We start from the raw sequence: 11,973 nt of genomic DNA, 5'->3' as shown, positions 1-11,973 counted from the left end.
TGGTGCGCGCAAGGTCTTCAGGCGGCGGCCTTGGCCAGGCGTGCGGTTGCGAGCGTCTGTTCGCGCAGCCGGTCGTACTCGGGCTTGTCGACCGGAACCGCGTCGGGCTTGCCCAGGTCGTTCATGTGCACGCGGTAGGTTTCGCGGGCGGTCCAGGCCGAGATCGCGGCAATGGCGCAGATCGCCAGCGTGATGGCGCCGACGGTCAACGGGATGTTGGCAGCGCCGGGAGGGGCGACCGCCACGAACAGCGCCGGCAGCAGCGCAGTGATCGCGGTGCCGATGTTCTGCGAGATCGCCATGCCCGAGACGCGCGTGCGCGTGGGGAACATCTCCGGATAGAAGCTCGGGAACACGGCGTTGTAGCCCTGGTAGACCACGCCCCACATCAGGAGCGACATTACGATGGCCAGCGGCACGTTGTGGATGCTGATGGCGTACAGGTAGCCGAACGACAACAGGCCCGAACCGATGGCACCGACGACGATCGGCAGGCGGCGGCCGACCTTGTCCGACAGGTTGCCGACGAACGGGATCACGATCACGGCCAGGATGTTGCCCATGACCGGAATCCAGAGGTAGATGTCTTTCTCGAAGTTGATGCCGTAGCCCGGCTGCACCGCGTAGGCGGCGCCGAAGATGGTCGCGACCACCGGGATCACGTTCATCAGCGAGCACAGCAGCACGCGCAGCATGTCGCCCCAGCTCTCGGTCACGGCCTGGACCACCGGCGCCTTCGGCACCTTGGCGCTCTTGTCTACTTCGGCGAACGCAGGCGTCTCGTCCACTTCCCGGCGGATGATGTAGCCGGCCACGATGACGATGAAGCTCAGCAGGAACGGAATGCGCCAGCCCCACGAGTTGAAGGCGTCCTTGTCCATGTAGTGCGCGAGCGGCAGGAACACGGCGGCCGCCATGATCTGGCCGGCCTGCACACCCTGCAGCGTGAAGCTCGCGAAGAAGCCGCGGCGTCCGAACGGCGCGTGCTCCAGGATCATCGAGCTCGCGCCCGAAATCTCGCCGGCCACCGCAAAGCCCTGGATCAGGCGCAGCAGCACCAGCAGCGCGGGTGCCCACAGGCCGACCTGGTCATAGGTCGGCAGCAGGCCGACGGCGACGGTGGAAAAGCCCATCAGGAACATGCACAGGATCAGCACCGTCTTGCGGCCGTGCGTGTCGCCCCAGTGGCCCAGCAGCAGTGCGCCGATCGGCCGTGCGACGTAGCCCACGCCGTAGGTTGCGAGCGAGGCGATGATCGCGATCTGCGGGTCGCCCTTTGGAAAGAAGATCTGCGGAAAGATCAGCGCCGCCGCGGTGGCGTAGATGAAGAAGTCGTAGTACTCCAGCGCCGAGCCGATCCAGCCGCTCGCGGTGGCTTTCTTCGACTGGTGCTTGCCTTGCGGCTCGTGGGCCGTGATGGTTGCCATGGTTTGTCTCCGGGTTGACGAAAAAAATCTTTATTGCTGCGCCTGCGATGCCATGCGCGCGGGTGCGTTGAGCGCACCGTAGGCGTCGTAGCCCGCAGTGCGCTGTGCCAGTTCGAAGAAGAGCCCGCCTTCGATGTTCTCGGTGTAGATGTGCAGGTAGTCGCCCGCGGACGAACGGTCGAACAGCACGCCGGCCGCGCGCAGGCGTGCGAGCAGCGCAGGGTCCAGGTCGATGCGCGTGGCCAGGTCGTCGTAGTAGTTGTCCGAGATGGGCACGAAGCGCGTGCCGTTGGCGCGTAGCCGCGCCACGCTCTCGAAGATGTCATTGCAGCGCAGCGCGATGTGGTGCACCGCGCCGCCGCCGGTCACGCTCAGCGTGCGCGCGGTGCGGGTGCGCTGGCTCAGCGACACGTTGAGCACCAGCCGCACGCTGCGCTCGGCATTGGCCACGCCGCGGCTGCGGATCAGGCCGAAGGGATCGGCCAGCTCCAGGCTTTCGCCCGGCTCCAGCCCCAGCACGGCGCGCGTGAACAGCACCCAGGTGTCGAGCTGGTCCAGCGCCAGGCCCAGTGCCACGTGGTCGATCTGCGTGAGGCCGGCGCTGCCGGTATCGGCTGCCGCGTCGTCCTCGAGGATGAAGTCGGCTTCGTACAGGCCGTTGGTGCCCAGCGCCTCGGGCACGAAGTGGATCAGGTTGCCGCCTGGCGCCACGATGGCCGGCACGCGCAACTCGTTCGGGCCGACCGGGCTGTCGTGGCGCTGCGAGCGCATGGCGGTGGCGCGTTCCACGGCCGCCAGTGGATCGGCGCAGCGCACGCCCAGCGCACACACCGAGGTGCCGTGCGCCTCGAAGCGGCTGCGCGCGAACGAATCCGGCTGCGCGTTGACGATCAGGTTGATCTCGCCCTGGCGGTACAGCACCACGGCCTTGGAGCGGTGCCGCCCGACCCGGCGGAAGCCGAGCTGCGCCAGCAGCGCGCCGAGCGTCCTGCCCGAGGCTTCATCCGCCGCGAACTCGATGAACGACAGGCCCGAGAGCGCCGGCACGGGCGGCGGGCTGAACAGTTCGACGGGCGGCGTGCGCGCCGGCACATCGGCCGCCGACGCCAGCCGCCGCTGCGCCTCGCTTTCGAGGTACAGCAGCGAACGCATCGCGTCCACCGCGGTGCGGCGGTTGGGCGTCTCGCGGAACAGGTCGTTGAAGATTTCCAGCGACAGCGGGCCGGTGTAGCCCGCGCGCAGCACCTGCTCGAACAACCCGATCACGTCGAGATCGCCCTGCCCCGGGAACGAGCGGTGGTGGCGGGCCCACTGCAGCACGTCCATCGAGAGCAGCGGCGCGTCGGCCATCTGCAGGAAGAAGATCTTCTCGCCCGGGATGGCGGCAATGCCCGTGACATCGTCCTTCAGCGACAGCGTGTGGAAGCTGTCGAGGATCAGTCCCAGGTTCGGATGGTCGGCCTGCCGCACGATGTTCCAGGCCTGGCCGTAGAGCGAGGTGTGGCGTCCCCAGGCCAGCGCCTCGAAGCCCACGCGCAGGTTGCGGCGTGCCGCGCGCTCCGCGAGTTCGTGCAGCTGCGCGGCGGCCAGCGCCGGGTCGTTCACCGAAAGCGGCGAGGTGTTGGAGCAGCACAGCATCAGCGGTGCGCCCATGGCCTCCATCAGATCGAACTTGCGCTCGGCGCGCTCCAGGCTGCGGCGGAACTGCGCCTCGGGCATGCCTTCGAAATCGCGGAACGGCTGGTACAGGTCGATCGAGAGGCCGAGGTCCGCGGTGATGCGGCGCAGCTCGGCGGCGCTGCCCTTGAAGTTGACGAAATCGGCCTCGAACAGCTCGATGCCGTCGAAGCCTGCAGCCGCAACGGCTTCGAGCTTCTGGCGAAGCGTGCCGCTGAGGGAGACGGTGGCAATGGAGCGATGCATGGGGGTGACTGTAGGAACACCCGACGCCGCCCACAACGTTTCCCATCGCTCGCCGTTCGATGATCGAACGCATGCGTGCACTATTCGCACGAAATAGGGGTTAGACCTAGGCCTGCCCCCACGGCCCGAAGGCCGGGTTTCTCAAAGATTACGCCAGTAATCGATCAGCAACTGAGTGAACTCGACCGGCCGCTCCACGGCACTCAGATGCGCCGCATCGATGGTGGCCAGGCGCGCGCCCGGAATGGCGGCCGCGATGGCCTCGGACATGGCGAGCGGCGTGGCCTCGTCCTGCAGGCCCGCGATCACCAGCGTGGGCACGGCGATGCGGCGGTTGCTCTCGCGAAAATCGATGGCGGCCACCGCATTGCAGCTGTCGATGTAGGCCTGCGCATCGGTGCGCACCAGCACGTCGTGCAGCACCTGCGCCGCGGCCTTGCCCTCCTGCGTGGTGACATAGCCATGCGTGAGCCAGCGCGACACCGCACCGGACGCAATGGCGGCCACGCCCTTGGCGGCCACCGTCTCGGCGCGCGCGCGCCACGGCGACTGGTCCGGGTAGTGGGCCGACGAATTCGCGATCACCACGCTGCGCAGCAGCTCGGGATGGCGCACCGCCAGTGCCTGCGCGGTCATGCCGCCCATCGACAGGCCGACGAAGTGCACCGGCTCCCCGCCCGCCTCGCGCTGGATGAGCTCGGCCACGTCGTGCGCCAGCGTCTCCACGCGCAGCGCGCCCGGCACCACCTCCGAGCCGCCATGGTTGCGGTGGTCGTATCGGATCACGGTGTGGCCGCGCGCGAGCTGCTCGGCCACGCCGTCCCACATGTGCAGGTCGCAGCCGAGCGCATGGCTCAGCACGACGAAGGGGCCGCTGCCTTCGCGGACGACGTTCAAACGGGTCATGGTGATTCCTTTTCTTTCATCGGATGCTGAAGACGCGGCAGCCAGAGGAACGCAATGGCCAGCAACCCGCAGCCCGCGAGCAGCATCGGAGCGACCATCGGCCAGGCGCCGTTCGAAAAACCGGTGTCGACGAACTGCGCCGCGATCTGCCCGGCGCTGAACGCCACCATCATCATGCCGAAACCCGACCACGACACCGCCCGCCCCGCCAGGTGCGGCAGGTCGCCCACGGCACCGGCCTGGCCGCAGGGCTGGTGGATGCCGTGGCCGAGGCAATAGAACGCGTGGCCCGCGAGCAGCGGCACGGCGCTGTGCGGCGCCAGCCAGCAGCCCAGCGCCTGGATCGATGCGCCGGCCATGCTCAGCGTGGCGCCCAGCTGCACGGTGCGCACCGGCCCGCGCTTGCGCAGCAGCCGCCGGCACAGGGTGGTGCTGAAGATGTAGACCAGCGAACCGCCGGCCGGAATCCAGCCGTACATCGCGGGCGACCAGCCCAAGTAGCCGATGTAGACCATCGGCGACAGCAGCAGAAAGCAGAACAGGCCGCCGTAGGTCGTTGCGGCCAACGAGGCCCAGGCGCGGAAGCTGCGGCTCGCGAACACGGCGCGGGCGCTGCCGCGCGGCGCAGAAAGATCGCCCGCCAGCGGCCGCCGCGTTTCGCCGAACGAACGCCAGCACAGCGCAAGCAGCAGCAGCGCGTAGAGCGCCATCCACGCCATCACCCAGCGCCAGCCTGCTCCCTGCACCAGCCATGCGCCCAGAAGCGGCGCCAGCAGCCCGACCACGCCCAGGCCCGTGAGCCCGCGCGCCATCACGTGCGGGCCTTCATGCGCTGGATAGAGATCGCGCACCGCGGCACGTGCGCACACCAGGATGGCCGCCATCGAAAAGCCCTGCAGCGCGCGCCAGCCTGCGAGCACCGCCACGCTGCCGGCGAAGGCGCCGCCCAGCGCCGCGATTGCATAGCAGCCGAGGCCCGCCAGCAACACCGGCCGGCGGCCGAAGCGATCGGCCAGCGGGCCGCACAGCAGTTGCGCAAAGCCGAAGGCCAGCACGAACAGCGTAAGGCTGGTGCTGGCCGAGCCGAGTTCGCTGGCGATGGCGGGCAGCGCGGGCAGGTAGCTGTCGGTGGCCACGGGCTGCGCCGCCAGGAGCAGCGGCAGCAGCAAGGTGAAAGTGACGTCGAACCGGCCCTTCCGGGCGACCGGCGCGCTCACCGGGGTTCGGACTGGGTTGCCGCGGGCAGCAGGCCCTTCTCGCGCAGGATGCCGGCGGCAATGCCGAAGGCGTGGTTGGCCACCGGCACGCCGCAGTAGATGGCCGCCATCATGATGACTTCCTTGATGTCATCGGGCGCGAGGCGCGACTCGGGCGGACCGTCGAGCGCGGCGCGCACATGCATCGCGAATTCTTCGTACGCGTGGATGCCCAGCATCATCGACAGCACCATGTAGCGGCGCGTCTTGTCGCCCAGCGCGGGGCGGCCCCAGATGTCGTTCCACGCATGGCGGGTGATGAGCTCCTGGAACTCGGCGTTGAACCCGTTGCGGTTGGCCAGCGACTTGTCGACCCAGGCATCGCCCAGCACGCGGCGGCGGTTGACGAGGCCGGCTTCGTAGTCGTTCGCGGGAGAGGTGCTTGCTTCGTCGGTCATCGGGATGTGTCTTTCGCAGTCAGTTGGGCGCGCAGGGCCGCCACTTGCCGCAGCGCGGTTTCGCCGGCGGGCCCGGCGAGGGCGGGGTCGAACCATTCGTCCGCGGCCTCGCGCGGCAGCTCCGCGCGCAGGGTGTCGAGGTTGGCACGCATGCGCGCCGTGTCGATCTGCAGGCCGGGCAGCGCACCGGCCAGCGCGCGTGCGCTTCCGTGTGCCGACATCAGCAGCTGCGGCCATTCGGCCAGTTCGGCCTGCCAGCCGCCGAGCGCGCGCTCGTGTTCCTGCGGCATGGCGGCCAGCAGCGCGGCCACGCGCTGCGGCGCACGCTGGGCCGCGGCCAGCGCAACCATCGCCGCCACGGGGTTGCGCTTGTGCGGCATGGCCGAGGAGCCGCCGCGGCCCGGCTCGGTGGGTTCGGCCACCTCGCCGACCTCGTACTGGCCCATGAGCGAAATGTCGCGCGCGATCTTGCCGAGGCTGCCCGTGAGCAGCCCCAGCTCGCAGCCGAGCGCGACCCATTCGTCGCGCTGCGTGTGCCAGGTGGCACCGGCATTGCCGAGGCCGAGCTCGTCCGCCACGCGCTGCACGACCGCCGGCCCCTGCCCCTTCATCTGCGCCAGCGTGCCGACGGCTCCGCCGAGCTGCACGCTCAGCGCATGGCGCGCGGCCTCCCGCAGGCGGGCGCGGCTGCGCACCAGCGGCGCGGCCCAGCCGGCGCACTTGAGGCCGAAGCTCGTGACCGACGCGGGCTGCATCAGGGTGCGCGCAAGGATCGGCGTGGCCGCATGCTGCGTGGCGTGCTGCAGCAGCGCCTCGATGGCGCGGTCGACATCGGCTTCGATCAGCGCGATGCCTTCGCGCGTGACCAGCGCCATGGCGGTGTCGATCACGTCCTGGCTGGTGCTGCCGAAATGCACGAAGGGCACGGCCGCGGGATTGAACAGGCCCACGGCCTCCCTCAGGGCCTTGACCAGCGGGATCGCGACGCTGCCGGCGCGGCCGCTGTCGCGCACGATCTTGGCCACGTCGAACAGCTCGACCTTGCAGCTGCCGACGATCGAATGCGCAGCCGCCTCCGGCACCAGCCCGAGCGCGGCCTGCGCGCGGGTCAATGCGGCCTCGAAACGCAGCATCGCGCCGACGAAATTGTGGTCGCTGAAGGCGGAAAGCGTCTCGGACGTGGAAAGGAAGCCTTCGAAAATACTCATGGTGAATGTCTTCTTGCGTCAAAAAATTCGAGTGAGCGCAACAGCATTACACCGCGTCTTCTCCCGCCCCGTACGGAGGCGGGCCGGCGTTGCACATTGCTCAGTAGCTGATCTTCGCCTCGGCCCGCAGCGCATCGGCCGTGGCGGTGCCGAAGCCGAAGAATTCGAGATACGCGGGAATCATCTCGAACAGCATGTCGGTGCCCACCTGCACGGCGCAGCCCTTGTCGCGGGCGGCGCGCAGCAGCGGCGTGTATTCCGACTTCATGACCACCTCGCCGACGAAGGTCGAGGCCGCAATGCGGTCCACGTCGAAAGGCAGCGGGTCGTCTTCCTTCATGCCCAGCGGCGTGGCGTTGACGATGAGGTCGAAGCCGGCCGAGTCGTTCGAGCCCGTGGACACGGCCAGCGCCGGATAGTGCGTGCGCAGGCGCGTGGCCAGCGCTTCAGCCGAGGCCGCGTAGGCATCGAAGAGCGCAATTTCCGCAACGCCGGCCGCCGCCAGCGAGGCCGCGATCGCCGAGCCGACGCCGCCGCTGCCGGAGACCAGCACGCGCGCACCCTCGAGCGCGCAGCCCTTGCGCAGCACGCCGCGCACGAAGCCGGCGCCGTCGAACTGGTCGCCCACCAGCGTGCCGTCGGCGCGCTTGAGCACGGCGTTGCAGGCGCCGGCGATCTTTGCGGTGGGCGTCACCTCGTCGACCAGGCCCATGGTCGTGATCTTGTGCGGCATGGTCACCAGCGCGCCACGGATGTTGGTGAGCCGGAACAGCGCGGCGAAGGCCGCGGGATAGTCCTCGGGCTTCACGCCCATCGGCACCACGACGGCGTCGATGCCCTGCTTCTCGAACCAGGGGTTGTAGATCATCGGCGCCTTGAAGCTTTCGGTGGGAAAGCCCAGGTGCGCGACGAGGGTGGTCTTGCCGGAGATCATGTCGGTCGGCCGTCCTTATTTGCGAACCTTGGCGATTTCCGCCATCAGTTCCTTGACGGTCGGCTCGCCCACCGTGGCCGTGTACTTGTCGATCACCGGCTTGACCTTGTCGCGCAGCTTGGCCATTTCGGCGGGCGGCAGTTCGGTGACGGTCATGCCGGCTTTCTTGAGCGCGTCCAGCGCGGTGTCGGCCGCGGCGCGGGACACATCGCGCTGGAATTTGGTGGCTTCGGCCGCGGCGTCGCCGATGATCTTCTTCTCTTCGGCGCTCATGCCGTCCCAGGCCTTCTTGCTGATGATCAGCGCCTGCGGGTTGTAGATGTGGCGCGTCTGCGTGATGTGCTTCTGCACCTCGGCGAACTTCGACGATGCGATCACGGTGTTGGGGTTCTCCTGGCCGTCGACCGCCTTCTGGTCCAGCGCCGAATACAGCTCCGGGAAGGGCATAGGCGTGGCATTGGCGCCCAGCGTGTTGAACAGGTCGATGTAGATCGGCGACTGGATCACGCGGATCTTCAGGCCCGCAATGTCCTCGGCCTTGGCGATCGGGCGCTTGCTGTTGGTCAGGTTGCGGAACCCCAGGTCCCAGTAGCCGAGGCCGTGCAGGTTCTTCTCGTCGAGCCTGGCGAGCAGCTTCTGGCCGAAGGGGCCGTCGGTCACCGCGTCGGCTTCCTGCGCGTTGTTGAACAGGAAGGGGAAGTCGTAGGCGGCAAACTCCTTGACCTGCGCGGTCAGGATGCCGGCGTTGAGCACCGTGATCTCGACAGTGCCGCCTTGCAGCGCAGAAACCGTCTGCAGGTCGCCGCCGAGCGTGCCGCCCGGGAACAGCTTGACGGTGATCTTCTTGCCCGACTTCTCGGCGACGAGGTCGGCGAACTTCTGCGCGCCTTGCGCCTGCGGGTGGCCGGTCTGGTTCTGGAACGCGAACTTGAGCGTGCGTTCCTTCACCTGGGCCGCGGCGCCGCCCATGGCCGCGAGCGCGACGATGGCGACCAGTGTCTGTTTGAAAAAGCTGTTCATTTTGAAAGTCTCCTTGGGTTGATCTGGGGAAAGGAAAAGGTGAGTGGTCAGCCGCTCAGCAGCCGGGCCGGCCAGATGACGAGCTGGGGGAACATGACCATCAGGAACATCATTCCGAACTCCGCGACGGCAAAGGGCCACACGCCGCGCGTGACCTCGTCCATCTTCATTCGACCGACGCCGGCTACCACATTGAGCACCGTGCCCACCGGCGGCGTGATGAGGCCGATCGAGTTGTTGATGATGAAGAGCACGCCGAAGTAGATCGGGTCGATGCCCGCCGCCTTGATGACCGGCATCAGCACCGGCGTGAGGATCAGGATGGTGGGCGTCATGTCCATCGCGGTGCCGACCGCCATCACCAGCACCATGATCACGACCATCAGCAGCATCGGGCTCGCGATCAGCGGTTCGAGCAGCGCGACCAGCTTGGCCGGCAGGTCGGCCACGGTGATGAGCCAGGCCGACACCATGGCCGCCGCGACCAGGAACATCACGATCGCGCTGGTCTTGGCCGCCGAGACGAACATGGCATAGAACTGCGAGGGCTTGAGCTCGCGGTAGACCACGGTGGCGACGAAGATCGCGTAGACCGCGGCCACCACCGCTGCTTCCGTGGGCGTGAAGATGCCGAAGCGCAGGCCCACCAGGATGATCAGCGGCAGCATCAGCGCCCAGGTCGCTTCGCGCAGCGCGGTGAGCATCTCGGCGCTGGACTTGCGCGGCGGCGGCAGCACCTTTTCCTTGCGCACCAGCCACCACCATGTGAACCAGAGCGAAGCCCCGATCAGGATGCCCGGGAAGATGCCTGCAAGAAACAGCTTGGAGATCGACACGTTGGCGGCGACCCCGAAGATCACGAAGCCGATCGAAGGCGGGATGATCGGACCGATCACGCCCGAGGCGGCGATCAGGCCGCCCGAGCGCGCCTTGTCGTGGCCGGCGGCCACCATCATCGGAATGAGCAGTGCCGACAGCGCGGCCGCATCGGCCACCGCCGAACCCGACAGCGCCGAGAGAATGCAGGCCGCCACGATCGCGACGTAGCCGAGGCCGCCGCGGACATGGCCCACCACCGCCAGCGCCAGGTTCACGATGCGCCGGGACAGGCCACCCTGGTTCATGGCCTCGCCGGCCAGCATGAAGAAGGGCACGGCCAGCAGCGGAAAGCTATCGGCGCCGTTGATCACGTTCTGCGCCAGGATCTGGGCATCGAACAGGTCGAGGTGCCACATCAGCGCGACACCGCACAAGAGCAGCGAATAGGCGATCGGCACGCCGATGGCCATGGCGCCCAGCAGGGCACCGAGGAAGATGGCGATCGTCATGTCAGCGGCCCCGCGTGTTGTTGTTGTTGCCGCCGCCTTGGCGGGCGAGTGCCTCTTCGGCATCGCGGCGCGCCAGCTCGGCGTTGATCCTGTCGATGTCGCCCTGCTCTTCCGACTCGTGCACCATCACGAGTTCGGCGTCGCTGAGCTTGCCGCTCAGCGCCAGCCACAGGTCGTACAGCAGGAACACGATGGCCGAGACGCCGAACACCACGCCGACGAAGTAGAAGATGCCGACCGAGGCGCCGGTGGTGGGTGCGCTCACGTCCCAGTTGATCAGCGTCTGCTGCCAGCTGCCCGTGAGCAGCAGGTACGAGGCGAACAGCATCAGCCCGTGCGACAGGTACAGGCACAGCTTCTTGCCCCAGGTGGGCAGCTTCGAGATCAGCATGTCGGTACCCAGGTGGCCGTGCTCGCGCACCGCGACGATGGCGCCGAGGAAGGTCATCCAGACGAAGAGCCAGCGCGACACTTCCTCCGACACGGTAATGCCCGAATTGAAGCCGTAGCGCAGGACGACATTGCCGAACACCATGACCACCATGATGGCCAGCATCAGCGCCATGAGCCCTTCGAGCCCCCGGCAGTACCACGAGAAAATTCTTGTCATTGTTTGCCTCCTGTTGAAATTTTTCTGATCGCGCTTCTAGGCGACGCTGTCGGAGCGGTAGCGCAGCGGAGCCGCGATCTCCGCGCTCATGGCGGCCGGATAGATCAGCTCGCGCAGGAAATCGGCGTTGTCACGCACGCCCTGCGCCGCATCCTTGTGGCCGAAATACCCCAGGTAGTGCGGCATCTGCTGGATCAGCATCTCGAAGCCGGCCTGCGCATTGAGGCCGCGCGCGCGCGCCGCGCGCACCAGTGGCGTCGGCTGGTTGCGCAACAGGATGTCGAACAGCGCGGCATGGCCGTCCATGCGCGCGACGTCCACGGGCAGCGCGTCGGCCTCGTCCAGGCCGAGCGGCGTGGCGTTGATGACGAGGTCGTAGCCTTCGGGCGCATTGCTGTCGACCGCCACCACGTTGGCATCGAAGAAGGCATCGAGCTTGGCCGCCACGCCGGCCGCCTTGCCGGCCGAGGTGTCGTGGAACGCGATGTGCTCGGCGCCATCGACCGTGCCGCCTTCGGCCAGCGCCACGCCAATGGCCGCGGCGCTCACGCCGGCGCCCAGGATCAGCACCCGCTTGCCGCGGAACGGAATGTTGAAGTGGTCCAGCGCACCCAGCAGGCCTTCGCCGTCGAACAGGTCGCCCTCCAGCTCGTTGTTCTCGATGCGGCGCACCACGTTCACCGAGCCCGCCACGCGGCCGAACAGGCCGCAGCCGTCGAGCAGGTCGACCGCCATCGGCTTGTGCGGCGGCGCAATCACCATGCCGCGCACGTTGCGCGCGAGGAAGGCCGACTTGAAGAACACCGCAAAATCGCGCAGCGGCACCTGCACCGGCACCAGCACCGCGTCGATGCCGAAGCGCTCGAAGGCGGCGTTGAACATCCTGGGCAGGCGCACGTTGCGCACAGGGTCGCCGGGAATCAGGTACGCCAGGGTGCTGCCGCTGATGGAGGTGGTCATGTC

At 68.0% G+C, this 11,973-nt stretch carries 11 protein-coding genes; all 11 read right to left on the bottom strand.

Going from position 1 to position 11,973, the window contains the following annotated elements; genetic code table 11:
• Positions 1 to 17: 17 nt before the first annotated feature.
• Entirely contained in the window at positions 18 to 1,427 is a 1,410-nt protein-coding gene (locus QFZ47_RS22815) for an MFS transporter (RefSeq protein WP_307657795.1), read from the bottom strand.
• 30 nt (positions 1,428 to 1,457) lie between these two features.
• Complete coding sequence (locus QFZ47_RS22810) at positions 1,458 to 3,350, bottom strand: bifunctional sugar phosphate isomerase/epimerase/4-hydroxyphenylpyruvate dioxygenase family protein (protein WP_307657794.1); 1,893 nt, start codon at positions 3,348 to 3,350, stop codon at positions 1,458 to 1,460.
• A gap of 141 nt (positions 3,351 to 3,491) precedes the next feature.
• Positions 3,492 to 4,256, bottom strand: coding sequence for an alpha/beta fold hydrolase (locus tag QFZ47_RS22805; protein WP_307657793.1), 765 nt, complete (start codon positions 4,254 to 4,256; stop codon positions 3,492 to 3,494).
• Positions 4,253 to 5,473: an MFS transporter gene (locus QFZ47_RS22800; RefSeq protein WP_307657792.1), complete on the bottom strand. Its 1,221-nt coding sequence runs from the start codon at positions 5,471 to 5,473 to the stop codon at positions 4,253 to 4,255. The genes QFZ47_RS22805 and QFZ47_RS22800 overlap by 4 nt, the downstream gene beginning before the upstream one ends.
• Positions 5,470 to 5,910 carry a carboxymuconolactone decarboxylase family protein gene (locus QFZ47_RS22795; RefSeq protein WP_307657791.1) on the bottom strand — a complete coding sequence of 147 codons (441 nt, stop codon included), beginning with the start codon at positions 5,908 to 5,910 and terminating at the stop codon, positions 5,470 to 5,472. The genes QFZ47_RS22800 and QFZ47_RS22795 overlap by 4 nt, the downstream gene beginning before the upstream one ends.
• Complete coding sequence (gene pcaB / locus QFZ47_RS22790; RefSeq protein ID WP_307657790.1) at positions 5,907 to 7,118, bottom strand: 3-carboxy-cis,cis-muconate cycloisomerase; 1,212 nt, start codon at positions 7,116 to 7,118, stop codon at positions 5,907 to 5,909. The genes QFZ47_RS22795 and pcaB overlap by 4 nt, the downstream gene beginning before the upstream one ends.
• A gap of 100 nt (positions 7,119 to 7,218) precedes the next feature.
• On the bottom strand, positions 7,219 to 8,052 hold the full coding sequence (locus QFZ47_RS22785) for a shikimate dehydrogenase family protein (protein WP_307657789.1): 834 nt from the start codon (positions 8,050 to 8,052) through the stop codon (positions 7,219 to 7,221).
• Between the two features lie 15 nt (positions 8,053 to 8,067).
• Positions 8,068 to 9,072 carry a TRAP transporter substrate-binding protein gene (locus QFZ47_RS22780; protein WP_307657788.1) on the bottom strand — a complete coding sequence of 335 codons (1,005 nt, stop codon included), beginning with the start codon at positions 9,070 to 9,072 and terminating at the stop codon, positions 8,068 to 8,070.
• 47 nt (positions 9,073 to 9,119) lie between these two features.
• On the bottom strand, positions 9,120 to 10,400 hold the full coding sequence (locus tag QFZ47_RS22775) for a TRAP transporter large permease subunit (protein ID WP_307657787.1): 1,281 nt from the start codon (positions 10,398 to 10,400) through the stop codon (positions 9,120 to 9,122).
• Position 10,401: 1 nt separating this feature from the next.
• The gene (locus QFZ47_RS22770; RefSeq protein WP_307657786.1) at positions 10,402 to 11,010 is read right to left on the bottom strand and encodes a TRAP transporter small permease; all 609 of its coding nucleotides are present in this window, start codon (positions 11,008 to 11,010) and stop codon (positions 10,402 to 10,404) included.
• 36 nt (positions 11,011 to 11,046) lie between these two features.
• Positions 11,047 to 11,970, bottom strand: coding sequence for a shikimate dehydrogenase family protein (locus QFZ47_RS22765; protein WP_307657785.1), 924 nt, complete (start codon positions 11,968 to 11,970; stop codon positions 11,047 to 11,049).
• Positions 11,971 to 11,973: the final 3 nt, after the last annotated feature.

This window comes from Variovorax paradoxus, assembly GCF_030815975.1.
Classification (GTDB): domain Bacteria; phylum Pseudomonadota; class Gammaproteobacteria; order Burkholderiales; family Burkholderiaceae_C; genus Variovorax; species Variovorax paradoxus_N.
This window is presented reverse-complemented; position numbering and strand designations above follow the sequence as displayed.

Bases quoted from the DNA above. Each gene is read 5' to 3' on its own strand.
- QFZ47_RS22815 (WP_307657795.1), bottom strand. From the start codon at position 1,427: ATGGCAACCATCACGGCCCACGAGCCGCAAGGCAAGCACCAGTCGAAG.
- QFZ47_RS22810 (WP_307657794.1), bottom strand. From the start codon at position 3,350: ATGCATCGCTCCATTGCCACCGTCTCCCTCAGCGGCACGCTTCGCCAG.
- QFZ47_RS22805 (WP_307657793.1), bottom strand. From the start codon at position 4,256: ATGACCCGTTTGAACGTCGTCCGCGAAGGCAGCGGCCCCTTCGTCGTG.
- QFZ47_RS22795 (WP_307657791.1), bottom strand. From the start codon at position 5,910: ATGACCGACGAAGCAAGCACCTCTCCCGCGAACGACTACGAAGCCGGC.
- pcaB (WP_307657790.1), bottom strand. From the start codon at position 7,118: ATGAGTATTTTCGAAGGCTTCCTTTCCACGTCCGAGACGCTTTCCGCC.
- QFZ47_RS22785 (WP_307657789.1), bottom strand. From the start codon at position 8,052: ATGATCTCCGGCAAGACCACCCTCGTCGCGCACCTGGGCTTTCCCACC.
- QFZ47_RS22780 (WP_307657788.1), bottom strand. From the start codon at position 9,072: ATGAACAGCTTTTTCAAACAGACACTGGTCGCCATCGTCGCGCTCGCG.
- QFZ47_RS22775 (WP_307657787.1), bottom strand. From the start codon at position 10,400: ATGACGATCGCCATCTTCCTCGGTGCCCTGCTGGGCGCCATGGCCATC.
- QFZ47_RS22770 (WP_307657786.1), bottom strand. From the start codon at position 11,010: ATGACAAGAATTTTCTCGTGGTACTGCCGGGGGCTCGAAGGGCTCATG.
- QFZ47_RS22765 (WP_307657785.1), bottom strand. From the start codon at position 11,970: ATGACCACCTCCATCAGCGGCAGCACCCTGGCGTACCTGATTCCCGGC.